Raw genomic sequence first — 26,153 nt, 5'->3', positions numbered from 1 at the left:
AAGCTTACCTACCTGACATTTTGCAGCATTCACTGACACAATTGGTCGGTTAGTTTACGGTAAAGTGTTAAGTAGGACTCACTCTTATTCCAATTCGTCCGACTATACTGATCATTCGTTCTTTTTTGGATTGTCGGATCATGACTGCGACATTATTACGCTCAACCGAGAGTGCTCAGTATCTACTGACTCGAATTTTGGCCGATGCGGTTGATCAACGTTTACTACTGCCTGCCGCCAGTGAGCTAACGAGCTATAGCCAACACTTAAATACGGCTCAGCAACAATATTGTGTTCGTACGGAAGCTGGCGACTTTTTTATCAAGCGCTTATCCGCTGAAGGCACCGGCATTGAACGTTTTCGAGCTGAGCAAGATGGCTTACTACGCATTATGGAAACTCAAAGCATTGTTACAGCACAGCCAATAACGTGCGGTGTGGTTGATGGTCATTCGTATCTAATTCTTACCCATACGCCATTAGCTGTACATGGTGATTGGCTCGAAGCAGGACGCCAAATTGCAGAGATGCACAGCCATACCAGTGATAAGGGCTATGGCTTTGAGCACACAACATTTTGTGGTGATACGCCACAAAATAACAATTGGAGTAATCACTGGGCGCATTTTTTCAGTGAGCAACGCATCGCACCGCTGTTAACTCAATTAGAAATGCGTGGGGATGGCATTCGCGGACGTGAACGAATTTTAGCTCGCTGCCAAACGCGCTTACTTGGGCATCAGCCAGAAGCTTCGTTACTGCATGGTGATTTATGGTCTGGCAATATCGCATTCCGTCCCGATGTCGAATCTTCTCGCCCTGTTGTGTTTGATCCCGCTTGTTATTACGGTGATGCCGAAACCGACTTGGCGATGACGGAACTCTTCGGACGCTTCCCTGAGGCCTTCTATAAAGGGTATCAGAGTGTGCGATCAATTGATGATGGCTATGCCATGCGCCGCCCTGTTTATCAGCTGTATCATGTGCTTAATCACGCGGTTTTATTCGGCAATCATTATATGGATCAAGCGCGAGAAATTATTAAAGGCCTAGCCAACTAATAAACAAAAAAGCACCCTTCATAGCGGTGCTTTTTAAATCATTTCCAAAACGTTAAACGCCTGCAACTTACGGATTCAACCGTTGCTGCAGCCATTCTCTGCCATTGCGGCGGTATTCTATGCGGTCATGTAATCGATGTTCACCGCCTTGCCAAAACTCCACTCGTTCAGGCACCAAACGATATCCGCCCCAGTAATCCGGTAACGGCACATCCTTACCTTCGTAAGCTTCTTTGACGGCAGCAAAGTTGGCCTCTAGTTCTGCCCTATTGGCCAATGGACGGCTCTGTTTTGAGGCCCAAGCACCCAGTTGGCTTTCGCGCGGACGCGAATGAAAATAACTTTCCGCTTCGGCGCGGGTCATTTTCGTCACTATGCCCTGCACCTGAATTTGTCGTTCTTGGCCAATCCAAAAAAAGTGAATTGAGGCACGAGCGTTGTTCGCGAAATGCTGGCCTTTGTTACTTTCATAATTGGTGAAAAATACGAAGCCTTGCTCGTCATAAGCTTTCAACAACAAGATGCGTTGCCAAGGTTGGCCTTCGGCATCAACGCTAGCCACCGTCATAATGGTTGGCTCTACAGGCAGAGTTTCACGATAGGCTTCAAACCATGCATGAAACTGTGTCATCGGATCTTTAGCGGCGGTTTGCTCGTCTAAACGACCTTGGGTGTATTCTTTACGAATATCAAATAAATCCACCATTTGGCGGCTCCTAATACTCAAATTTATCGAATTCAATGCTAGTTTGATGATATCACTCAAAAACCGCCGGTGTGATATTCATTAATGCAAAGAAGTGATGTGAATCATCAGCCTTCGTACTCCACGCTGTCCTTTGCTATCATTCGCGCCATATTCCTTCCTACCGAGGCTTGTATGTCGCTACAAAATTACCCCACTGCTTCATTGTTACGCCGATTTGCAGCGCTTGCATACGACGGTCTGATTGTCATTGCCTTGTACATCATGGTTGGTATGGTTTTAGTAGCCATCATTAAAGCAATTAGCGGCGAATTTCCGGGGGGCTTCCCAGCATCGGTTGATTTATCGCTGATGTTTACTATTTGTTTTTTGTATTACAGCCACTCTTGGCGTAAAGGCGGACAAACTATTGGGATGAAGGCATGGAGACTTCGCATCACAACCCTTGATGGCTCACATATACGTTTGAGCCACTGCATGCTACGCACGGGTATGGGATTTTTCTCGTTAGTGATTTTTGGCGTTGGTTTTTTCTGGGCTTGGTTGGATAAACAACAACGCACGTGGCACGACATGGCGTCGCTCACGCGCATTGTTTATCTCCCAAAGGATATGGCCTAAGCGCTAGACTACTAGCCCGCTTTGCGCAGCAGATAAATACCCGCTGTTGCGCTTCCTACAATAGGAATAATACTTGCCCAAATCGGCGCGAATCCAAACACGATACTGGCTGGTGCCAGTAGTTCTTCGGCATATTTATACACTAAGCCAACCAAGATACCTGAGAAGATTCGATAACCAGGCGTCACCGCCCGCAAAGGCCCAAAAATAAAAGAAATGCCCAAAATAACTAACGCAAATGTCCCCAGAGGCTGAGTAACCTTACGCCAAAACGACAGTAAATAGTTATCGGCATTCAATCCTTGGCGCTCTAAGTAACGGGTATAGCTATAGAGATTAGAGATCGACATATCACGCGGCTGCACCATCACCACGCTTAAACTAGCGGGGGTTAATTCGGTATTCCAATCTAAAGTATCAAAGTGCGTTGCAATAGTGCGGTCTGGTGTTACATCTAAGTCACGTACGTTTTCCATAGACCAATGTGCACGCTGATAGATCGCACGTTCGGCAGTTCGCATCCGTATTAAATTTTGCGCACTATCAAATTCATATAGGGTAACTCCATGCAATACGCCACCCGGTTCAATAGCAGTAAAGCGCATAAATAAATCGCCTTCTCGATGCCAATAGCCTTTGCCTTTGTTCGATAACGCATCATCCTTACCTTGAGCAACCGCTTTTTGCGCTTGGGCAATACGTTCCAAGGTTGGGATAGCAAACTCCGCCGTTACCATGCTTAAAATCATCAACAAAGCGACTGGCTTTAACACCGCGATAGAAATTCGTGTAACAGATAAACCAGCAGCGCGCATCACCGTTAATTCACTGCTTGCTGCCAAGCCACCTAATCCGGCTAGGCATCCGATCAAACAAGCCATAGGCATGTATTCATAAGCGCGACGCGGTAAACGCAGCGTCATAAACTCTAGGGCTTGAACAAATTGATAATCGCCTTTGAGCTGATCTAACTCATCAACTAAGGTAAAAATAGCATCAAGACCAACAATAACAATGACCACCACAAGCGAGGCCATCAATACACTGCGGGCGATGTAAGAATCGAGTTTATTCATAAACGCTTCACCCGCTGACGACGCAACCACTCAGGTCCAAGCAGAAGTCCTGTAGCGATAAACAAATACACAATATGCAAACTCCATAAGCCGATTTCAGGCTTTAGCGTGCGCTTTTCAATCATGCCCGTCATAGCAATCAGCAAAGAGATGTACACCATAAACAACACGATTGCTGGAAATAAACGAGCAAAGCGACCTTGTCGCGGATTTACTTTAGATAGGGGGAAAGCAATCAAAGTAACAATAGGCACCATCAATATCAGGGAAATACGCCACTGCAGTTGGGCCTGATGTTTGGGGTCTTTAGATCCGATTAAATCGAGTGTCGGCACAGCCTCTTTTCGCAGTTTACGGCGTTCTTCAGGTTCATCTGCGATCTTTACACCATACAAATCAAAATCGAGAACTTGCAACTCTAAGCTGTCTGAGTTGAGATCAAAACGGCGACCGCCATGCAGTTCCAAGAATCGCGAGCCTGTGTCGTCACTTACGTACTGAGTGCCAGATTCGGCGAGCAATAAAGTGTCACCATCAGCAATAAAAACACCGTGCATTTGAGTTTTATCATCGGATAGTGCCTTAGTGTAAGTCACCCTAGTGCCACTTTTTGTACTTTGAAAACGTCCCGGCACCAATAACTCAAACTCAGTAAGCTGAGATTGCTTTTGATACAAGGCTTCCATTTTCTGGGCACCCCATGGGCTCATCACTAACGTAAAGCTGGCGACAACCATAGTGACCATTGCAGCAGGCATTAAGGTGTACCCCAACAACTTGAAGTTAGAAAACCCTGTTGCGGTTAATACTGTCATCTCGCTTTCGGCGTATAAGCGCCCGTACGTCAGCAAAATAGATATGAAGAGTGCTAACGGAAGAATCATTTCAAGAAAGGAAGGTAGACGTAATAGCAGCGTAAAAAACACAATCTCAAGCGATACTTCGCCCGCAGCAGCAGCGGCCAATTGTTGAATCAAGCGACCACTCATTAAAATCATTAGCAGCACTATGGTAACGGCGAACATAGCGCCGGCAAGTTCTCGTGCTAAATAGCGAAAAAGAATCAAATCGATAAACCTTGTAACCCTGCGGCCAATTTGGCTGGGCGTATAATATTGGTGGCGGCCATTGTACCCATTTTCATTAGAAGATGTGCTCTCCCCTTGTATTTTGCCAACCAGCCCGCACACTATAGAACTAATCACCGAAGATAGTTACACGGCGAGGCCGCGTCACCGTCCTCAATAATAATGAAGCACGTTTTATGTGTTCACTTCGTCAGGAGCAGTCATGCAATATCAGGTAGTTTCAGATTCGGCCACCCAAGTTCAAACGGGATGTATTGTCGTTACTCTCGACCAGTCAGGCAAGTTATCTGACGCTGCACAAGCCATAAACAGTGCAACCGGCGGTTTCTTGCAAGCGCGTATTGATGCAAAAGACATTAAAGGTAATGTTGGTGACACTCTACTACTGCTAGGGGTTTCCGGTATTAGCGCCGAGCGAGTGTTGCTGGTTGGCACAGGTAAGGACGAAATCAGCGCGTTTAACGCAGGTAAAATTGTGACCGCTATTGCTTCCGGTATCGCCAAAATCCCAGGAACCGTTGCTGTCTCTATTGCTGACCTCGCAAGTGAGTGCATGCCTGAAGCTTGGTGGGCAGAACAAATGATGTTGGCCTTACACAGCGCACAATACCGCTTCACGGCGACAAAACCAGCCAAAGAAGAACCAGCGAGAGCTGAGAAGTTGATTTGGATTGGTAGTGACGTTGGTGCGGCACTAGAACGTGGTGACGCAATTGGTATGGGTACAGATTACGCTAAAGATCTTGGCAATATGCCACCGAATATTTGCACGCCCACCTACCTTGCTGAACAAGCTGAAGCGATAGCGGCAGACGGCTCAATGACGTGTAAGGTTTACGATGAGAAAGAACTAGAAGCGATGGGCGCAGGTTCGTTCTACTCAGTCAGCAAAGGATCTTCCGAACCGGGCAAAATTATTATCCTGCAATACTTAGGCGCAGCCGATAAAAATGCAGCGCCGCATATGCTCGTAGGCAAAGGCATTACCTTCGACACTGGCGGTATCAGCTTGAAGCCTGGTCCTAAAATGGACGAAATGAAATACGACATGTGTGGTGCCGCTTCGGTACTCGGCACGATGAAAACAATCCAAGCTCTAAAGCCCGCCATCAACGTTGTTGCTATCGTCACTAGCGCCGAAAACATGCCCTCAGGACACGCCAGCAAGCCAGGCGATGTTGTAACGAGCTTGTCGGGATTAACTATCGAGATCCTCAACACCGATGCCGAAGGCCGCTTAGTACTGTGTGATGCACTAACGTTGGGTATCCGCGACTATCAACCTGCCTCGGTAGTTGATATTGCAACCCTAACCGGTGCTTGTATGGCAGCACTGGGTAAAGTGAACTCAGGCTTGTTCACCACTGACGAAGGCCTGGCAACGGAATTGATGACTGCCAGTGGCTATTCTCGCGACCGTATTTGGCGCTTACCTCTGGAAGAAGACTACCAAGCAGGTTTGGATTCCAACTTCGCTGATATAGCAAACATCGGTGGTCCTTTGGCTGGCGCAACCACGGCAGCGTGTTTCTTATCGCGCTTCACTGAAGGCACTCGTTGGGCGCACTTGGATATTGCAGGCCCTGCATGGGGTGGTGATGGCACAACAAAGAATTCAACTGGTCGCCCAGTACCTTTGCTGAGCACTTACTTGTTAAATAAAGAAAGCTAAGACTAGAATCACGGAATCAGTGCTGTGACATTGGCACTTATCACCTGTTCTAACGATAGCCGGACTGTTAACGTAAAGCCGTTAGTAGTCCGGCTTTTTATTTTGAGGAACTCATATGTCCATTGCCAATATTCTGAACGATCGATTTTCAGTTCGCGCTTTCCGCCCAGAACCTGTCGCTGCAGATGTGTTACAAGAAATTTTTACAGCAGCTCAACAAGCGCCATCGAATTGCAATGTCCAGCCGTGGCAAACCTATGTGGTATCCGGTGAAAAGAAAGATAAGTTAAAAAATTTATTAGTTGGCACTGTGATGAAACAGCAAGCGCCCAATCCAGATTTTAATTGGAAAGTCGCCTACGATGGCATTCATCGCGAGCGTCAGTTTGGCTCAGCTAATGCACTGTATACATCAATGGATATTGCACGCGAAGATAAAATGAAACGCAACATGGCCATGTTACGCAACTGGGCATTTTTCGACGCCCCACACGTTGCATTTTTCACCATGGATACCTATCTCGATATCATGGGAGCTGTAGATATTGGAATATATGCGCAAACCTTGACGCTACTATTGAAAGAAAAAGGGATTGATAGCTGTATGCAAGGCGCGCTTGGACAGTTTCCTGATCCAATACGAGAATTTCTAGGTTTGCCTGAAGGGCGTGGAGTGTTATTCGGCATGTCATTTGGCTACGCGGACGAAAATGCTCCTGCCAATAAATGTCGAACAGATCGAGCAGAACTAACCGATGCAGTAACCTTCGTCAGTTAACGGTGTTATTAATTAGCCCTATCAATCTGCTGATAGGGCACGTTCCACATCAATACCTACAATGACTGCACCTATTGGCGTTTTAAATTCATCACCGACGGTTAAACTCAATTTGACCTGAAACGTTCGCGTCGACTCATCATATTCTATTCCGCTAATATTATTTCCGCCTATCCCATCTCCGAAGCTCTTTTTAAATGGCTCTTCATCGCCTTGATAGTAATCTGAAGTAATTGCACTCTGCCCTACGTTTACGCCATTTCGATCAACCACAAAAATCTCGGTATACAAGCCTTTTGAGGCCTCTTGGACGTCACGCAGATATTTAGATAATTGATTACTCAATAATTTATTGATCATCGGGCGCTCCGATACACCAATCTCCGCTTGCCACTTTTTATCTAATACTTCAATATCTTTAATCGTGACTTTTTTCATGGATTCATTCTGCATACGAATACTACTAATAACTTCGCGACTCTCAACCCAATTACGAATTTGATATTCTAAGATCGCCTTCAGCTTCTTGTTTTCACTTGTCGAAAGTAGCATCGAGCCGGGAGCACAACCCGAAACTCGGGCGTTGAAATTAGCTAAAAATTCTGGACGTTCGGACAAAAAATGATTGGCAAAATAGATACCCAAAGGCGTGTATTTCAAAAACCGACGCTTAAAATCACGCTCATTTAGATCAAGTTCAAGTGCAATTTCATGGAAGTTTTTTTCATCGGCAATAAAGGCGTCCAAGCGCCCTGCTCGAACCAGTTTGAATAATTGCTCCCCTTCATTAACCTCTTCGATCTGAGTGTAACCATTGATCTTCAACCACAGCGCCTGATTACTCGATCGAATGGCACCAATCCGCAGCCCTGAATGAAAATCTACCCGAGATTCCAGCTTGCTATCGGTAAAATACCAATACCATTTCTCTAGGGCGAACGGCACGGACATAGTCGCATAATCATCCAGTTCATCGGTAGGCATCGAGGTGAACAAACCGTCAGCATCGGCGGAGACAAGATCCGCAACGGCTCGCCCCCATGGCATGACCTGCACGTCATAGACTTCGTCCATTTCGCCAAAAATACAACGCATGACATTGGATGAAACGCCCGAGAGCTCACCTTGGAGCATGATTTGATATGGCGGAGATATTGTTGTGCGTAGATCGACAGCTTCGGCAGTTTGCAAGTAAACAATGAATAACATCGCAATCCAATGTCGTAACCTCATACGCAAATATCCTTACCCTAGATTTTCTAACCTTTTCTAAGACTAGCAGCCTTTGATCTGTTTGGAATATTCACTAGGTATATTTACACCCTACTTAATTAGCAATATTTGCGAATGATGAGTATAAAAAAGCCGGAGTCTAGCTCCGGCTTTTACGCTTACTATAGTGCCTTAGGGCAGCTTAATAGCTACCAAAGTAGAGTTCAACCCGACGTTTTTCGTTCTCTGGCAAACCGCTGCTAGGATCTATTCCTCGAGAAATAGTCACAATATGATCAGACGGGATACCACGTTCCTGTAAATACGTTCGAACAGTGTCTGCACGTTTATACGACAGTTTCTCGTTATAACGCACACTGCCTGATGAATCAGTAAACCCAACTAAGGTAATCACGCTTTCCTTACAGGCAAAGTAGTCGATAACAGCACGATCAAGAACATCAAAAAAGTCTGCCTTCAACTTGCTTGAGTTACTATCAAATAGGATATCGGCACGTGAGCTCTTCGATGTGCAAGCTTGAATCTCAACAACAGGTTCAACCACAACCGGCTCAATAACTTCAGGCTCAACAACCTCTACTACTTCAGGCTCTGGCTCAGGAATTACTTCAGGAACAGGCTCAATTTTTTTGCTGCCACTACTAAATGGATACCAAGTAATACCCAAACCATAACTCAGTAAATCTCCGGAATAACGATTAACGGTCGCTTCAACCAACATGCTCTCAGTTATTTGATAGTTTGCACCAATACCGTAAGCAAGGGTTGCCGAGCTTTGTTCATCAGCAAGCAAGGATCCTGAAGTATTCACAGTAGCGAAACCACCAGATACAAACCAATGCCAAGATCTATCGTTGTCCGTATAACGTTCATTATTGTCTAAAAAGGTTGGATACCAACGTCCTAGTATAGACAAGGCTTTGTAATCCAATGTCTCTTTTGTCGTCAGAACATCTGCAGCCAAGCCGCCTGCATCCTCATAGGACGCATTGACCGACCACTGATTAAACAAGTCATAGCCAGCCGACAGCGAATACCCCCAATCGAAACGATCAGTGATATTGATGCCGGAACCTGCAGTCTCTGGCGAGAAGCGTGAATAATTAAGGCCTGCGCCTACATACACACGATCCGCGCTAAACAAAGATTCTGACTCATTGGCACTTGCCACTGACACCATACTGAGAAGGCCAGCTAATACTGCGAGTAAGTGCTTGCGACGAACTAACAGTAAAGCAAGACCAGCCCAGATAAATCCAAGTGCACCACCCTTCGTTGACGTTTTCAGATAGCCTTCACGAGTATCGTTAATGCCATTACCGTTAATATCCTGGTTCTCGGCACCATCCAGAATGCCGTCGCCATCGGTATCTGCAACGATAGGATTTGAGCCTATGGTTACCTCTACAAAATCCGATAAACCGTCGTCATCAGTATCGCTCTTGAGCGGATCCGTTCCCAATGTCGCTTCCTCGTCATCGCTTAAACCATCACCGTCAGTATCAATTACTACAGGCGCTGGCGATGGAGCTTCATCAACAAGTGCATCCATATAGTCTGGGATTCCGTCGCCATCACTATCTGCGCAATTTGGATATCCATCAGCACATTCTTCCTTATCGCTCAGGCCATCGCCGTCAGAATCACCGCCATCGACACCAGATACTGGGTCAACACGATCAGGGATACCATCGCCATCAGTATCGCGATTAGGGAATGAACCATAGCCGCTCTCTTCTTCATCACTAATACCATCATTGTCACTATCGGTATCACGGTAATCAGCCAAGCCATCGCCATCCGTATCGAGTGGCATCCAGTCGTCATTCAGACCATCGGCATTCTCATCAGGACCATTGTCGACGACGCCATCACCATCTACATCAGCATCGTAAGTGTCATCGTAACCGTCATTATCTTTGTCTACGCCACTGATACCAGCTTCGTCCACATCATTGATTCGGTCAGAATCACTATCTAACTGCATGTAATCCGGTTGGCCATCTTTATCGGAATCGTGGCAGCATTCAATTGCGTCAGGAATAAAGTCGCCATCGCTATCACCACCGCCAATAGCGTTAACTGGATCAAGTACATCAGCGATACCATCGCCATCGCCGTCAACCAAGGTTTCATTGATGTCATCAATGCCATCTGCATCACTATCTGTATCCAATACATCTGGAGTGCCGTTGCCATCAGTGTCACGGATTGCAAAGTCGGCAACACCATCACCATCTTCATCAGGAGCGCCAAGTACATCAGCATCTAACGCATCATCAATACCATCGTCATCGCTATCTACGCCTGACAACTTAACGGCAAGTTCCTCATCGTCCCGGAAGTCATCACTATCAGAGTCGCGCAAGTTAGGATCTGTACCAATAAGCGTTTCCAAATAGTTAGACAGGCCATCCAAATCCGAGTCATTCGAATTGTCTAGCGCATCTATAGTACCGTCACCGTCCGAATCTACAGGCGTTGAAGTATCAGCACCGACTTCTTTACCATCTTCAACACCGTCATTATCAGAATCTGGGTTCAGAGGATCCGTACCGATATTTATTTCATCAGTATCAGACAAGCCATCATTATCATCGTCGGTATCAATAACATCTGGAATGCCATCGCCATCAGTGTCCGTACCTACCACAATTGAACTTGCGATTGACTCGTTACCGGCAGCGTCTTTGGACGTAGCAAATACAGTATCTCCCTCACTCGGTACAGGACTTAGTACACAACTGAAGTTACCGGTTGCACCAGCAACAGTAGTACAGAGAACAACACCGCCGGCGTCGGTAATAGTCACCGTAGATGCAACCTCTGCGGTGCCCGTTACTTCGACACCAGTACTTGGGTTGAGTAAAGGTGCCGCTGGGGCAGTTGAATCCACAGAACCAATTGCGGTCGCTGGTGATTCGTTACCCGCTGCGTCTTTCGCAGTCACTGAACCAGTCTGGCCATCCGCCAATGGATTCGGTGTGAAGCTGTAGCTGCCGTCTGGGCCAGCAGTCGTGGTCGCAACCACGGCACCGCTCGCATCTTTGATGGTTACTGTGCTGTTCGCTTCTGCTGTACCGCTTAACTCACCGGCGTTGCTTACAGTAACAACAGGTGCTGTTGGAGCTGTCGCGTCAACCGAACCAATTGCGGTCGCTGGAGATTCGTTACCCGCTGTATCTTTCGCAGTCACTAAACCTGTTTGGCCATCGGCCAATGGGTTTGGAGTGAAGCTGTAGCTACCGTCTGGGCCAGCAGTGGTAGTCGCAACAACCGCACCGCTCGCATCTTTGATGGTTACTGTACTGTTGGCTTCTGCTGTACCACTCAACTCACCGGCATTGCTTACCGCAACAACAGGTGCTGTTGGAGCCGTCGCATCAACCGAACCGATTGCAGTCGCTGGTGATTCGTTACCGGCGGCATCTTTCGCAGTCACTGAACCTGTTTGACCATCGGCCAATGGGTTCGGCGTGAAGCTGTAGCTGCCATCAGGACCAGCAGTCGTGGTCGCAACCACCGCACCGCTCGCATCTTTGATGGTCACTGTGCTGTTGGCTTCTGCTGTACCACTCAACTCACCGGCATTGCTTACCGCAACAACAGGTGCTGTTGGAGCTGTCGCGTCAACCGAACCGATTGCAGTCGCTGGTGATTCGTTACCCGCTGCATCTTTCGCAGTAATACTGCCGCTCTCACCATCCGCTAATGGGTTTGGAGTGAAGCTGTAGCTGCCGTCTGGGCCAGCTGTGGTAGTCGCAACAACCGCACCGCTCGCATCTTTGATGGTCACTGTGCTGTTGGCTTCTGCTGTACCGCTTAACTCACCGGCGTTGCTTACAGCAACAACAGGTGCTGTTGGAGCCGTCGCATCAACCGAACCGATTGCAGTCGCTGGTGATTCGTTACCGGCGGCATCTTTCGCAGTCACTGAACCTGTTTGACCATCGGCCAATGGGTTCGGCGTGAAGCTGTAGCTGCCATCTGGGCCAGCGGTGGTAGTCGCAACAACCGCACCGCTCGCATCTTTGATGGTCACTGTGCTGTTGGCTTCTGCCGTACCGCTCAACTCACCGGCATTGCTTACCGCAACAACAGGTGCTGTTGGCGCAGTCGCATCAACCGAACCAATTGCAGTCGCTGGAGATTCGTTACCGGCGGCATCTTTTGCAGTCACTGAACCTGTTTGACCATCGGCCAATGGATTCGGTGTGAAGCTGTAGCTGCCGTCTGGACCAGCAGTGGTAGTCGCAACAATCGCACCGCTCGCATCCTTGATGGTCACTGTGCTGTTGGCTTCTGCTGTACCGCTCAACTCACCGGCATTGCTTACCGCAACAACAGGTGCTGTTGGAGCCGTCGCATCAACCGAACCAATTGCAGTCGCTGGAGATTCGTTACCCGCTGCATCTTTCGCAGTCACTGAACCTGTTTGACCATCGGCCAATGGATTCGGTGTGAAGCTGTAGCTGCCATCAGGGCCTGCAGTGGTGGTCGCAACAACCGCACCGCTCGCATCTTTGATGGTCACTGTGCTGTTGGCTTCTGCCGTACCGCTTAACTCAGTAGCGTTATTGGTATCAACACTTGGAGCATTCGGCGCAGTCGCATCAACCGAACCAATTGCAGTCGCTGGAGATTCGTTACCCGCTGCATCTTTCGCAGTCACTGAACCTGTTTGACCATCGGCCAATGGATTCGGTGTGAAGCTGTAGCTGCCATCAGGGCCTGCAGTGGTGGTCGCAACCACCGCACCGCTCGCATCTTTGATGGTCACTGTGCTGTTGGCTTCTGCCGTACCGCTTAACTCACCGGCATTGCTTACCGCAACAACAGGTGCTGTTGGCGCAGTCGCATCAACAGCTGTAATCGCTGTCGCTGGAGATTCGTTACCGGCGGCATCTTTCGCAGTCACTGAACCTGTTTGGCCATCGGCCAATGGGTTTGGAGTGAAGCTGTAGCTGCCATCTGGGCCTGCAGTCGTGGTCGCAACCACGGCACCGCTCGCATCTTTAATGGTTACTGTGCTGTTGGCTTCTGCTGTACCGCTCAACTCACCGGCATTGCTTACCGCAACAACAGGAGCTGTTGGCGCAGTCGCATCTACCGAACCGATCGAAGTCGCTGGTGATTCGTTACCCGCTGCATCTTTTGCAGTAATACTGCCGCTCTCACCATCCGCTAATGGGTTTGGAGTGAAGCTGTAGCTGCCGTCTGGGCCAGCGGTGGTAGTCGCAACAACCGCACCGCTCGCATCTTTGATGGTCACTGTGCTGTTGGCTTCTGCTGTACCGCTTAACTCAGTAGCGTTATTGGTATCAACACTTGGAGCATTCGGCGCAGTCGCATCAACAGCTGTAATCGCTGTCGCTGGAGATTCGTTACCGGCAGCATCTTTTGCAGTCACTGAACCAGTTTGGCCATCGGCCAATGGATTCGGTGTGAAGCTGTAGCTGCCGTCTGGGCCAGCAGTGGTAGTCGCAACAACCGCACCGCTCGCATCTTTGATGGTCACTGTGCTGCCTGCTTCTGCCGTACCACTTAACTCACCGGCATTGCTTACCGCAACAACAGGTGCTGTTGGAGCCGTCGCATCAACCGAACCGATTGCAGTCGCTGGAGATTCGTTACCCGCTGCATCTTTCGCAGTAATACTGCCGCTCTCACCGTCCGCTAATGGGTTTGGAGTAAAGCTGTAGCTGCCGTCTGGGCCAGCAGTGGTAGTCGCAACCACCGCACCGCTCGCATCTTTGATGGTTACTGTGCTGTTGGCTTCTGCTGTACCACTCAACTCACCGGCATTGCTTACCGCAACAACAGGTGCTGTTGGAGCCGTCGCATCTACCGAACCAATTGCAGTGGCTGGAGATTCGTTACCGGCTGCATCTTTTGCTGTCACGGAACCAGTTTGGCCATCCGCCAATGGATTCGGTGTGAAGCTGTAGCTGCCATCAGGACCAGCAGTCGTGGTCGCAACCACCGCACCGCTCGCATCTTTGATGGTCACTATGCTGTTGGCTTCTGCCGTACCACTTAACTCACCGGCATTGCTTACCGCAACAACAGGTGCTGTTGGAGCCGTCGCATCGACAGAACCGATTGCAGTCGCAGCAGATTCGTTACCGGCTGCATCTTTCGCAGTCACTGAACCTGTTTGGCCATCGGCCAATGGATTCGGTGTAAAGCTGTAGCTGCCATCTGGGCCAGCAGTGGTAGTCGCAACAACCGCACCGCTCGCATCTTTGATGGTTACTGTGCTGTTGGCTTCTGCCGTACCGCTTAACTCAGTAGCGTTATTGGTATCAACACTTGGAGCATTAGGCGCAGTCGCATCAACTGAACCGATTGCAGTCGCTGGTGATTCGTTACCGGCTGCATCTGTCGCTGTCACTGAACCAGTTTGGCCATCCGCCAATGGATTCGGTGTGAAGCTGTAGCTACCGTCTGGGCCTGCAGTGGTGGTCGCAACAATCGCACCGCTCGCATCTTTAATGGTCACTGTGCTGCCTGCTTCTGCGGTACCGCTTAACTCACCGGCATTGCTTACCGCAACAACAGGTGCTGTTGGAGCCGTCGCATCGACAGAACCGATTGAAGTGGCTGGAGATTCATTACCGGCGGCATCTTTTGCAGTCACTGAACCTGTTTGGCCATCCGCCAATGGATTCGGTGTGAAGCTGTAGCTGCCGTCTGGGCCAGCAGTGGTAGTCGCAACAACCGCACCGCTCGCATCTTTGATGGTCACTGCGCTGTTGGCTTCTGCTGTACCGCTCAACTCACCGGCATTGCTTACCGCCACAACAGGTGCTGTTGGAGCCGTCGCATCGACAGAACCGATTGCAGTCGCTGGAGATTCGTTACCGGCTGCATCTTTCGCAGTAATACTGCCGCTCTCACCGTCCGCTAATGGGTTTGGAGTAAAGCTGTAGCTGCCATCTGGGCCTGCCGTTACAGTCGCAACAACCGCACCAGTCGCATCGTTGATGGTGACTGTGCTGTTGGCTTCTGCAATACCGCTCAACTCACCGGCATTGCTTACCGCAACTGTCGGAGCTATCGGCGCGGTCGCATCAACCGAACCAATTGAAGTGGCTGGAGATTCGTTACCCGCGGCATCTTTTGCTGTCACTGAACCTGTTTGGCCATCCGCCAATGGATTCGGTGTGAAGCTGTAGCTGCCATCAGGACCTGCAGTGGTAGTCGCAACAACCGCACCAGTCGCATCTTTGATGGTGACTGTGCTGTTGGCTTCTGCAGTACCGCTTAACTCAGTAGCGTTATTGGTATCAACACTTGGAGCATTCGGCGCAGTTGCGTCAACCGAACCGATTGCAGTCGCTGGAGATTCGTTACCGGCTGCATCTTTCGCAGTCACTGAACCCGTTTGGCCATCCGCCAATGGGTTCGGTGTGAAGCTGTAGCTGCCGTCTGGGCCAGCAGTGGTAGTCGCAACAATCGCACCGCTCGCATCTTTAATGGCTACTGTGCTGTTGGCTTCTGCTGTACCGCTTAATTCACCGGCATTGCTTACCGCAACAACAGGTGCTGTTGGAGCCGTCGCATCAACCGAACCGATTGCAGTCGCTGGTGATTCGTTACCGGCTGCATCTGTCGCAGTCACTGAACCTGTTTGGCCATCGGCCAATGGATTCGGTGTGAAGCTGTAGCTGCCATCTGGGCCAGCAGTGGTAGTCGCAACAATCGCACCGCTCGCATCCTTGATGGTTACTGTGCTGTTGGCTTCCGCGGTTCCGCTCAACTCACCGGCATTGCTTACCGCAACAACAGGTGCTGTTGGAGCCGTCGCATCAACCGAACCGATTGCTGTCGCTGGAGATTCGTTACCCGCTGCATCTTTTGCAGTCACTGAACCAGTTTGGCCATCGGCCAATGGATTCGGTGTAAAGCTGTAGCTGCCATCAGGGCCTGCCGTTACAGTCTCAACAACCGCACCGCTCGCATCTTTGATGGTTACTGTGCTGTTGGCTTCCGCTGTACCACTCAACTCACCGGCGTTGCTTACCGCAACCGTCGGAGCTGTAGGCGCAGTCGCGTCAACGGCTGTGATCGCTGTCTCTGGAGATTCGTTACCGGCGGCATCTTTCGCAGTCACTGAACCTGTTTGGCCATCAGCCAATGGGTTCGGTGTGAAGCTGTAGCTGCCGTCTGGGCCTGCCGTTACTGTCGCAACCACTGCACCGCTCGCATCTTTGATGGTGACTGTGCTGTTGGCTTCTGCAGTACCGCTTAACTCGGTAGCGTTATTGGTATCAACACTTGGCGCTGTCGGCGCAGTCGCGTCAACGGCTGTGATCGCTGTCTCTGGAGATTCGTTACCCGCTGCATCTTTCGCAGTCACTGAACCTGTTTGGCCGTCCGCCAATGGGTTTGGCGTGAAGCTGTAGCTGCCATCTTGGCCAGCCGTTACAGTCGCAACAACCGCACCGCTCGCATCTTTGATCGTTACTGTGCTGTTCGCTTCTGCAGTACCGCTCAACTCACCGGCATTGCTTACCGCAACTGTCGGAGCTATCGGCGCGGTCGCATCAACCGAACCAATTGAAGTGGCTGGAGATTCGTTACCGGCGGCATCTTTTGCTGTCACTGAACCCGTTTGGCCGTCCGCTAATGGATTCGGAGTGAAGCTGTAGCTGCCGTCTGGGCCAGCCGTTACAGTCGCAACCACTGCACCAGTCGCATCTTTGATGGTTACTGTGCTGCCTGCTTCTGCAATACCGCTTAACTCGGTAGCATTATTGGTATCAACACTTGGAGCCGATGGCGCAGTCGCATCAACCGGCCCGAATAATGTCGGAACTGATTCATTACCCGCGGCATCCGTTGAAGTTGCTGATCCCAAAGCGCCATCAATAAGGGGATTTGGATTAAAAGTATAAATACCGTCTGGGCCAGCAGTGGTAGTCGCAACCACGGCACCGCTCGCATCTTTGATGGTTACTGTGCTGTTGGCTTCTGCAGTACCGCTTAACTCTGCAGCATTACTCACAAGAATAATTGGAGCATTTGGAGCTGCAGAATCAACGGTAGCCGTCGCTGCTGCTGAAGGACCCGCACTATTATCCGCGGTAACACTCAATACAGCGCCATTACTTGGTACTGGTGATAGTGGCGTACAATTATAGTTACCAGATGAATCAGCAACAGTCGTACACAATAAAGTACCGCTAGCATTCTTAACTTCAACCGTGCTTCCCGCTTGTGCAGTACCAGAAACTTCATTACCGCTAGTAGGATTAACCGTGGGGGCACTAGCCACCGCAGGGCAACCATTAGCATTCACGACTAAACCACTAGGAGTGCCTGGGCATGTATCGAAGAAGTTATTAACACCGTCAGAATCGCTATCTGTATTTACTGCATTAACAACCGATTGAATTTCAGCCAAGGTATCAACATCAGCACCAACTAATGAATCAATAGCAGCATTTACATCATCGAGATTGGCCGCGGTGACTCCCGTTGCTCCTGCGTCTATATAGTCTTGAACGGTAGGTAGTGGGTATGAGTTATCTTCAGCATAAAGCTCAATTGCATTCGCGAGTTCGCGGTTAAAAGCATACTTAGAGTTGTCTTCGAATCTCTGATTTGTGGAAACTAAATTTGCGTAAGCAGCATTACCATCCGTATCTACATTACTAGAATCAAAAATATTACTAATTTGGTAAGAACTAATGCCCGTGCTCTTAACAAGGCCAGTCAAGTCATTAGATGGACTTCGAACAGTGTAACTACCACTAAGTTGATCAAAGCGAAATTTAACAATCATCGCTTCATCATCGGCCGAATCACCCGCAGCACCCGTAGCGCGATAACTGCTAAACGAACCAACAACTAATAAACCGCCGTCGCTTAACAATTCAAAATCATGTACGTCATCACTACTATCAATTTTTATGAACGATCCCTGAGCTTTAATAATATCCATGAACTCTTGGTTGATGGAGCCGTCATTTAAGTTGAACACCATCAAGGAAGACACACCACAAACAAGTGTCACTTGTGCTGTTGTTACCATTTGCAGTATTTGCAGGGCAAGCTGTGCTATTCAGTGATTTATAGTAGCCAGCGGCATCACGGATATCATCCGCCGAGAGATCGTTACCGGCGTAATGCATACCGAAGAAAAGTTTGTCTTTAACAATCTGGAAACCTTCACCCGACCAAGGATTAACCGCGAACGCGTTGCCTTGTACACTCCAGTTAGTATTTTGAGTGCCATCATCGTTGATAACGAAAAGAGGTTTGTTATTCGCGGTTGAGACTGCTGTGCCGCCATTAGATGAACTTGTATGGGCCGCCATGTCTAAACTATTGCCGCTTATAGCAACACCGCCTACACCGCCATCAGCAACTTCTGGTAAAACTACAATGCCGCCGACTAAGTCACCCGTTAAACGGTTAACGTAAGTGTTATCAACTGAGCCGTCGGCCAAATTCAGACGCCATACATCTACGTTAGTACCTGCGCCTGATACCGTCATATTTTGTCCGACAACCCACAACTTGTTGTCATCAATCGCTAATGACATAGCGCGCGTACCGCCAGTAAACGGAGAGGTAAAACCGCTACAAAACGTACCGTCGAGATTTAAACATGCAATATGACGAGTTGTGACACCGGCGATCTGGGTAAAATCACCAGCAATATAGAGCTTGCCATCCTGCTCAACAACCGGCGTATTCGCAGAGTAATAGCTAGCGCTACCATAAGTACCACTAGAACCCACTTGTCCATTTGAGCTATCAGCGCTACCTGGAGTGAGGTTATCCATGAAAGCTGTATCAAGAGTAAAATCGGCATTCAATTGGACTAAGTAATCAATGGCGGTATCGCCCCAGACGTTAGTGAACTCGCCACCAACTAAAATCTTGCCTTCGCTCGTCTCAAATACCATTTGAATATTTTCTGCATCAAACTGCGGCGCAGCATAAGGATACGAAGACGAGTTATTTGAGGTGAAAGTCTTATAAATCGTACCGTCCGCATTCAAGACCATCATTTTAGCCTTGCCGGTACCACTGTTTTCGTACTCAGTAAAACTACCGACAACAACAATGCGGCCCGCATTAGCACCAACCTTCAATTCGGTTGCCATGACAATACCTTCCGACGAGGTATCACCCTTACCTTTTGCGTTAACGGTATTCGGTACACCGAAAGACTTATCAACCAGAGACGTGGCCGAAAAGGTTAAAGGAACATCGACCGTTTCCGGCCCGACATTTAACGTAACAGACATCTGACTGTTAGGAGACGTGCTGATGAAATCATCAAACTTCGCTGTAATATTTACCGTATCCCCTTGGTTATAACGACCATCAGGGTTTACGCCTTCAATACTTAATAGCGATGGTGCCGCCGAGTAAACAAAAGAACTGCTTACAATAGCGATAGTAAAAAACACCAATTGGCGTGCGATGCTTTTTGTCATCAGTGACATCCTCAGCAATTTCGATTTAGCTACCACCAATTTGGGAACGGCAGAGCTACCAAAGAACACATCTCGCAACACTAAGTAACACTTCTGCTACACAACTGTTACAAATTTGCTCAGAGTGTAACGATATCGTCCTTTAGACGAATTGAGCCAAAATGCTGACTAATTTGCTTCAGAATCACAAGAAAAGATAAAAAAAACCATAAAAAACAAACACTTAAAAATATACAAGTGTCTATTATATTTTTTAAATGCTTGATTGTCAGGATAAAAATTACAAAAAGTAGACACTTGTAAGCTTAGCTAGCGGAACTTAATGTCAAAATACTTGTATGCAGATATCAAAGAAGTAAAACGGAATTTTTTAGCAAAAAAAACCACCCGAAGGTGGTTTCTTTTCATACTTAAGCAGCCAGTACCAAGTTATTCCCACTCAATCGTAGCTGGCGGCTTGCTCGACACATCGTATGTCACGCGCGAGACATGTTCGATCTCATTAATAATGCGATTCGACACCTTCTCTAACAATTCGTATGGCAAGTGCGCCCAACGAGCGGTCATAAAATCGATGGTCTCTACCGCACGCAAGGCAATGACCCACTCATAACGACGGGCATCGCCTACCACACCAACCGACTTCTGCGGGATGAATACGGCAAATGCTTGGGAGGTTTTGTGATACCAATCGAAGTTATGCAGCTCTTCGATGAAGATGGCATCCGCTTCGCGCAAGATATCGGCGTATTCTTTTTTAACTTCACCCAAAATACGTACGCCCAAACCAGGGCCCGGGAATGGATGGCGATAAACCATGTCGTACGGCAAACCGAGTTCTAAACCGATTTTACGTACTTCATCTTTAAATAGTTCGCGTAGCGGCTCGACCAGTTCCATCTTCATATCATCTGGCAATCCGCCGACGTTATGGTGAGATTTAATCACATGCGCTTTACCGGTTTTCGATGCCGCTGACTCAATCACATCGGGATAAATAGTCCCCTGTGCTAGGAAGTTAACGTCTTTAAGCTTGGTTGCTTCAGCATCAAATACTTCAATAAAGTTTCCACCGATGATTTTACGCTTGGCTTCTGGGTCAGATACCCCAGCCAACGCACCTAAGAATAAATCGGCAGCGTCGGCACGAATAACTTTAACGCCCATGTTCTTGGCGAACATGTCCATCACCATATCGCCTTCATTCTTGCGCAATAGGCCGTTATCAACGAACACGCAGGTCAATTGATCGCCAATGGCTTTATGCAGCAAGGCAGCAACAACCGAGGAATCAACACCACCAGACAGACCTAATAGAACTTTCTGATCGCCTACTTGAGCACGTACACGCTCGATTTGATCTTCAGCAATCTTGGCAGGTGTCCATAAAGCTTCGCAATCACAAATTTCTAATACGAAATGCTCTAATAAACGTTTACCTTGCAGGGTATGAGTCACTTCTGGATGGAATTGCACGCCATAGAAATTTTTCGCTGCATTCACCATACCGGCAATAGGGCAAGATGGCGTAGACGCCATAATTTCAAAGCCTTCAGGCATGGTAACGACTTTATCACCGTGACTCATCCACACATCCAGTAACGACTTGCCAGTCGTTGCATCAATGTGGTCTTTAATGTCTTTTAATAGTCGGCTTTCGCTATCCACTTGAATTTGGGCATAACCGAATTCACGAATATTCGACCCTTGAACCTTACCGCCAAGCTGCTCGGCCATGGTTTGCATGCCGTAACAAATACCCAACACAGGCAGCCCCATGTTAAAGACGATTTCAGGCGCGCGCGGCGAGCCCGGCTCAGGCACAGACTCAGGACCACCAGCCAAAATGATACCGCTAGGGTTGTATTCACGAATTTCTTCTTCGTCCATATCCCAAGCGCGAATTTCAGAGAACACACCAATTTCGCGCACGCGGCGAGCAATCAGCTGAGTATATTGTGAACCGAAATCAAGAATCAGAATCCGTTGGGCATGAATGTCTTGAGACATGAGGCTTTCCAGAATGTAGGCGTTAAAAACAAAATTGGGGATGACGCATCATCCCCGTTATTTCTTGCTAGGCAGTTAATTAGCCTAAGCGATAGTTTGGTGCTTCTTTAGTAATCTGCACGTCATGAACGTGAGATTCCTTCATGCCAGCCGCCGTAATACGAACGAACTCTGGCTTAGTACGCATTTCGTCAATCGTGGCACAACCGGTGTAACCCATGGCTGCACGCACACCGCCCATGAGCTGGTGAACGATATTGGTTAATGGACCTTTAACGGCGATACGACCTTCAATACCTTCTGGTACTAATTTATCGACGCCATCCTTCTTATCTTGGAAGTAACGGTCTGAAGAGCCTTGGCTCTGTCCCATTGCACCCAAAGACCCCATACCACGGTATGACTTATAAGCACGGCCTTGGAACAATTCGACTTCGCCTGGCGCTTCATCAGTACCGGCTAGCATAGAACCGACCATCACCACACTGGCACCGGCAACAATCGCCTTCGCGATGTCACCAGAAAAACGAATACCGCCATCCGCGATAACAGGAATGCCATACGGTTCCATTGCAGCCGCGACATTGGCTACAGCAGAAATCTGCGGAACACCAACACCGGCGACAATACGAGTAGTACAGATTGAGCCCGGACCAATACCCACTTTAACGCCATCAGCGCCAGCTTCAGCCAATGCAACCGCAGCAGCGGCAGTCGCAATATTACCTGCAATGACCTGCATATGAGGGTAGCGTTCTTTCACCCAGCGTACGCGGTCAATAACGCCTGTGCCATTCGCATTGCTGGTATGGCCGTGGGCGGTATCAACAACAATCACATCAACGCCAGCTTTAACCAGTGCATCAACACGTTCGTCAGTACCTGCACCAGTACCTACCGCAGCGCCAACTAGTAAACGACCTTGGTCATCTTTGGCTGCACTTGGATAGGCTTTGGCTTTTTGAATATCTTTAACTGTCATCATGCCGGTTAGCTTGCCGTTGGCATTCAGCACAAGCACTTTTTCAATGCGGTGCAAGTGCAGCAAGTCTTGTACTTCTTGTGGGCTAGTACCTTCTAGAACCGTTACCAACTGATCTTTTGGCGTCATAACTGAAGCTACAGTTGCGTCGAGATTTTTCTCAAAACGGACATCGCGGCTTGTCACAATACCCACCAGCTCTTCACCATCGACAACTGGCATGCCAGAGATGTTGTGCTGATTGGTTAATTCTAAGATTTCACGAATCGTCGTCGTGCTCGGCACAGTGATTGGATCTTTAACCACACCGCTTTCGTGTTTTTTAACCTTACGTACTTCAGCAGCCTGCTCTTCAACAGAGAGGTTTTTGTGAACGATACCAAGGCCACCTTCTTGCGCTATGGCAATAGCTAGGCGGGCTTCGGTTACAGTGTCCATGGCAGCCGAGATAACAGGCGTATTAAGCTGAATGCCGCGTGTTAAGCGTGTTTTCAGAGAAACCTGATTGGGCAGAACCTCGGAATAACCGGGAACCAATAGCACGTCATCAAAAGTGAGTGCATCCTGAGCGATTCGCAACATAGAGTGCCTTCCAGAACGAGGAGAATGAAGGTAATTCGGAAGTCCTTAGACTCCCAGGCGGCGCATTATACCGAAAGGTCAGTCACCGGTAAACGACGAACAACCCTGAGCCTCAATGAAGCGATAAGCAGCCTCTTTCAAATCGGGGTAAGCAAAGGTCTGAATGTGCGGGCCGACACTGTCTATCCAGCACGAAGGCGACCTAAGTGCCGCATACACTTCTTTGCCCTGATCATAAGGAATAACACCGTCCGTAGGGCTATGAAAAACCAACACCGGCACCTCAATGCTAGGCGCCAAGCGCACTGGATCCCAGGTTGACGGTACAAACAAAGTACCTGGCCAAAACAGATAACCAATCCAAGAATGCGCCAACGCCGAACGGGCAACAGCAGGAAAACCACTAAACGGCGCATCAAGCACCAAGGCTTCAATTGAATAAGTGTGTTGCGCCGCAGCAACGAAATTAACCGCCAACGCGGCTCCCATACTTTGTCCTAATACCACCAAAGGCTGTTCTGGAGCCCTGCTCTTTAACCAAATAGCAGCGGCTTCGACATCCATCATGACAGCGGGCATCATGGCTCGACCTTCGGAGGCACCATAACCACGATAGTCGAGCGCTAGCACCCCTACACCGCGCTCAGGTAACCAAGCGACACTGCGAAAATGACTGCTAATATTTTCGCCATTGCCGTGCAAATACAGAACCACCGGCGCATCCGCCTGCTGCTCTTCATTGTGCTCAAGCACCCCATCTTGCTGCGCCGGAATCCACCAAGCATGTACGGTGATATCGTCGGCAGTAGTTAAATAAACGTCTTCATACACTAAGCCAACATCTTGCGGCGTTTGTATCCACACAGTGCGCGGCACAAAATACAAACTGGTTAAAGAGGTACAGCCAACCAATACCCCTGACAACAAAAACAGACAAACTAATTTAAAACGCATCAAAAATACCAAACCGCTGATATATCAGCTTCATTGATTGCTTGAGCTTCCGCCCATTGACGCTTAAAAGCCAAACGCAACTGCAGGTTATCGGCCACCCCTACACCCTGCTGTAACAGCAATTGGCGGCGAATGGTATCGTCACCCAATGTGGCCGGTTGCCAATTAAACTCAAACTGTTGCTGATACGTTTGCCCTTGATACAGCCAACCTAAACGCGGCCCTATCGATGCTTGAATACCGTCCTCGAATTGATTGTCGGCTTTAAGCTCTATTTGCGCTAAACCATATATTCGGCCATCACCCAGTTTATGCGCGCGACCAAAACCAACGTTCAGATAAGTGAACAGCTCGCTATTTCCGGCAGCATATCTATCCATACCGGCACTAACACCCCAAGCGACAGGGCGTTGAAAGCGTGTACGGTGACTCAGCGATAAAACATCCACCAGCAAGAACCGCTGTAACTGCAGATCATGGTTGCCGCCATCACGTATATCAATCTCCCCCATTTGTATCTGCGAACCGGGGACAAATCCTTTAGGAAGGTCCAATATTTCGTGGTAAGCCGCGCGCCAACTTAACTGCACAAACGGCTGCTCATCACTCTGCCCTAGGGTTAACCTAGCGCGCTGTGTTTTATGGCCTTGATCATCACGAACATCGGGCATAGGTACGGAAGTGAAAGGACTACCGGTTTCCAACTTACTTCTGGCGGAAAGGATGGCGATCGTGCGTTTACGCAATTCCGGACTCGCCTTCTTCTTTTTCACCGACAAATAACGTGCATAGGCATGCCCTAGCTCCAGCGCTTGCGCCTGCTCAAGCGGTGATAAGCCGACCAATACGTCATCTACAGAATCGTCGCTTTCAACTAATTGCTTGGCGCGATCAACGACTTCGCCATCGGCTTGCGTCGCCATAAATTCCAGCTCCGTCGCCGCTGATGGCCGATACTCGTAGCCTGCGATCAGATTTTGTTGCTCTAAAGCTCGAATCGTATCAACCGGAACGGCTTTTAATACAAATTGATCCGCTAAGTTTGCTCGTTCAGAACTAGCATCCAGCAACGCCAGTAAACGGTAAGAACAGTTTTCGTCGAAGAAAAAATAATCAAAATACGTATCTTGGGTTTCCCAGATGTGACGCACGAACTGCGCAACCTCATCAGGGGTAAAATTCAGCGGATATTCCCACGTATCACGATATTCCATATGCTGATACTGATTGGTTTTTTCGTAGTACGGCATCACAGATACCACTCCAGGATAACCTCCCGTTAAACCTTTGTAGCTAAACACCAACTCGTTATCAGTGGGGTCGGCATTAGCCGCAAAATTCACACTATAGGCCAGTAATTTACTACGCGAGGGATCAGCTCTGTCCATACGCACTAATGTATGGCCGTACATGGATGAGGGCGAATTGATATGCGAGGCTGGAAATATGAGCGTCAGCGAATTGGCTTCTAAATCATCACGCCACTTTTCAAATTTGGGGCAAGGCTGATCAACAAAGGTATTAAGGGGTAACTGTTGTTTCAGCCAGAAATATCGCGCGGGAAACTGGCATTGAGCCGAAACGTCAGGTGCCTGTTCCGTAAGGGAAAATGCGGCGATATCCGCTGCCATTTCAGCCTCTGGATTGGTTTTACCATCAGCCGCTAAAAAGAAATTATCACTGTCATTTTGGCTAATTATCTTACGACTAAACGGATGTAAACGAACATGTAGTAGATGTGCCCATTGTGATTTATCCGCGAGCGCTTGAATCTGGTTATCACTAATAACTGAAGATTGGTTTTCTGTTGAAGGAAAAGCCGATGCACTGGCCAACAAGAATGTACAAAAAAACGACAACAACAATCCTGAGCGGAGCATGGTAAAAATATCCATTTAACGAAAGCGAAACCATAACCTAAAAAGAAAACAGTA

General features: G+C 48.5%; 14 protein-coding genes. 4 read left to right on the top strand and 10 right to left on the bottom strand.

Annotated features, from left to right (window positions below; all coding sequences use genetic code 11):
- Positions 1-140: 140 nt before the first annotated feature.
- A complete protein-coding gene (locus TOL_RS06170; RefSeq protein WP_015486441.1) occupies positions 141-1,061 on the top strand; it encodes a fructosamine kinase family protein in 921 nt (306 codons plus the stop codon).
- A gap of 67 nt (positions 1,062-1,128) precedes the next feature.
- Here the strand turns inward: TOL_RS06170 and pdxH are convergent, their stop codons facing one another.
- Positions 1,129-1,767, bottom strand: a complete 639-nt coding sequence (gene pdxH, locus TOL_RS06165; protein ID WP_015486440.1) for a pyridoxamine 5'-phosphate oxidase — start codon at positions 1,765-1,767, stop codon at positions 1,129-1,131.
- A gap of 174 nt (positions 1,768-1,941) precedes the next feature.
- Here pdxH and TOL_RS06160 point away from each other — a divergent pair, with 174 nt between their 5' ends.
- Entirely contained in the window at positions 1,942-2,388 is a 447-nt protein-coding gene (locus tag TOL_RS06160) for an RDD family protein (RefSeq protein ID WP_015486439.1), read from the top strand.
- A gap of 11 nt (positions 2,389-2,399) precedes the next feature.
- On the opposite strand, the gene lptG is transcribed toward TOL_RS06160, so the two are convergent.
- Together lptG and lptF are read right to left on the bottom strand one after the other, a co-directional pair.
- Positions 2,400-3,464, bottom strand: a complete 1,065-nt coding sequence (gene lptG / locus TOL_RS06155; protein WP_015486438.1) for an LPS export ABC transporter permease LptG — start codon at positions 3,462-3,464, stop codon at positions 2,400-2,402.
- Complete coding sequence (gene lptF, locus TOL_RS06150) at positions 3,461-4,531, bottom strand: LPS export ABC transporter permease LptF (RefSeq protein WP_041588421.1); 1,071 nt, start codon at positions 4,529-4,531, stop codon at positions 3,461-3,463. The genes lptG and lptF overlap by 4 nt, the downstream gene beginning before the upstream one ends.
- A 223-nt stretch (positions 4,532-4,754) precedes the next feature.
- Between lptF and TOL_RS06145 the strand changes: the two genes are divergently transcribed.
- Positions 4,755-6,224 carry a leucyl aminopeptidase gene (locus tag TOL_RS06145; protein WP_015486436.1) on the top strand — a complete coding sequence of 490 codons (1,470 nt, stop codon included), beginning with the start codon at positions 4,755-4,757 and terminating at the stop codon, positions 6,222-6,224.
- A 115-nt stretch (positions 6,225-6,339) separates the two neighbouring features.
- On the top strand, positions 6,340-7,002 hold the full coding sequence (locus tag TOL_RS06140; protein WP_015486435.1) for a nitroreductase: 663 nt from the start codon (positions 6,340-6,342) through the stop codon (positions 7,000-7,002).
- A gap of 21 nt (positions 7,003-7,023) precedes the next feature.
- Here TOL_RS06140 and TOL_RS06135 read toward each other — a convergent pair whose 3' ends face one another.
- The 7 genes from TOL_RS06135 to TOL_RS06105 form a co-directional block, all read right to left on the bottom strand.
- A complete protein-coding gene (locus TOL_RS06135) occupies positions 7,024-8,235 on the bottom strand; it encodes a substrate-binding periplasmic protein (RefSeq protein WP_015486434.1) in 1,212 nt (403 codons plus the stop codon).
- 181 nt (positions 8,236-8,416) lie between these two features.
- Positions 8,417-18,226, bottom strand: coding sequence for an Ig-like domain-containing protein (locus TOL_RS06130; protein ID WP_015486433.1), 9,810 nt, complete (start codon positions 18,224-18,226; stop codon positions 8,417-8,419).
- Positions 18,207-19,691, bottom strand: a complete 1,485-nt coding sequence (locus TOL_RS06125) for a delta-60 repeat domain-containing protein (protein ID WP_015486432.1) — start codon at positions 19,689-19,691, stop codon at positions 18,207-18,209. The genes TOL_RS06130 and TOL_RS06125 overlap by 20 nt, the downstream gene beginning before the upstream one ends.
- Positions 19,692-20,120: 429 nt before the next feature.
- Positions 20,121-21,701: a glutamine-hydrolyzing GMP synthase gene (gene guaA / locus TOL_RS06120; RefSeq protein WP_015486431.1), complete on the bottom strand. Its 1,581-nt coding sequence runs from the start codon at positions 21,699-21,701 to the stop codon at positions 20,121-20,123.
- A 79-nt stretch (positions 21,702-21,780) separates the two neighbouring features.
- Positions 21,781-23,265 (bottom strand): IMP dehydrogenase, encoded by a 1,485-nt coding sequence (gene guaB / locus TOL_RS06115; protein WP_015486430.1) that lies wholly within the window; start codon positions 23,263-23,265, stop codon positions 21,781-21,783.
- 78 nt (positions 23,266-23,343) lie between these two features.
- A complete protein-coding gene (locus TOL_RS06110) occupies positions 23,344-24,219 on the bottom strand; it encodes an alpha/beta hydrolase (RefSeq protein WP_015486429.1) in 876 nt (291 codons plus the stop codon).
- Positions 24,219-26,099 carry an Lnb N-terminal periplasmic domain-containing protein gene (locus tag TOL_RS06105; protein WP_015486428.1) on the bottom strand — a complete coding sequence of 627 codons (1,881 nt, stop codon included), beginning with the start codon at positions 26,097-26,099 and terminating at the stop codon, positions 24,219-24,221. The genes TOL_RS06110 and TOL_RS06105 overlap by 1 nt, the downstream gene beginning before the upstream one ends.
- Positions 26,100-26,153: the final 54 nt, after the last annotated feature.

The organism is Thalassolituus oleivorans MIL-1 (assembly GCF_000355675.1).
Taxonomy (GTDB): domain Bacteria; phylum Pseudomonadota; class Gammaproteobacteria; order Pseudomonadales; family Oceanobacteraceae; genus Thalassolituus; species Thalassolituus oleivorans.
Note: the sequence above shows the minus strand (reverse complement) of the source record. Positions and strands in the feature narration are given on the sequence as shown.

Bases quoted from the DNA above. Each gene is read 5' to 3' on its own strand.
- TOL_RS06170 (WP_015486441.1), top strand. From the start codon at position 141: ATGACTGCGACATTATTACGCTCAACCGAGAGTGCTCAGTATCTACTG.
- pdxH (WP_015486440.1), bottom strand. From the start codon at position 1,767: ATGGTGGATTTATTTGATATTCGTAAAGAATACACCCAAGGTCGTTTA.
- TOL_RS06160 (WP_015486439.1), top strand. From the start codon at position 1,942: ATGTCGCTACAAAATTACCCCACTGCTTCATTGTTACGCCGATTTGCA.
- lptG (WP_015486438.1), bottom strand. From the start codon at position 3,464: ATGAATAAACTCGATTCTTACATCGCCCGCAGTGTATTGATGGCCTCG.
- TOL_RS06145 (WP_015486436.1), top strand. From the start codon at position 4,755: ATGCAATATCAGGTAGTTTCAGATTCGGCCACCCAAGTTCAAACGGGA.
- TOL_RS06140 (WP_015486435.1), top strand. From the start codon at position 6,340: ATGTCCATTGCCAATATTCTGAACGATCGATTTTCAGTTCGCGCTTTC.
- TOL_RS06135 (WP_015486434.1), bottom strand. From the start codon at position 8,235: ATGAGGTTACGACATTGGATTGCGATGTTATTCATTGTTTACTTGCAA.
- TOL_RS06130 (WP_015486433.1), bottom strand. From the start codon at position 18,226: ATGGTGTTCAACTTAAATGACGGCTCCATCAACCAAGAGTTCATGGAT.
- TOL_RS06125 (WP_015486432.1), bottom strand. From the start codon at position 19,691: ATGACAAAAAGCATCGCACGCCAATTGGTGTTTTTTACTATCGCTATT.
- guaA (WP_015486431.1), bottom strand. From the start codon at position 21,701: ATGTCTCAAGACATTCATGCCCAACGGATTCTGATTCTTGATTTCGGT.
- guaB (WP_015486430.1), bottom strand. From the start codon at position 23,265: ATGTTGCGAATCGCTCAGGATGCACTCACTTTTGATGACGTGCTATTG.
- TOL_RS06110 (WP_015486429.1), bottom strand. From the start codon at position 24,219: ATGCGTTTTAAATTAGTTTGTCTGTTTTTGTTGTCAGGGGTATTGGTT.
- TOL_RS06105 (WP_015486428.1), bottom strand. From the start codon at position 26,099: ATGCTCCGCTCAGGATTGTTGTTGTCGTTTTTTTGTACATTCTTGTTG.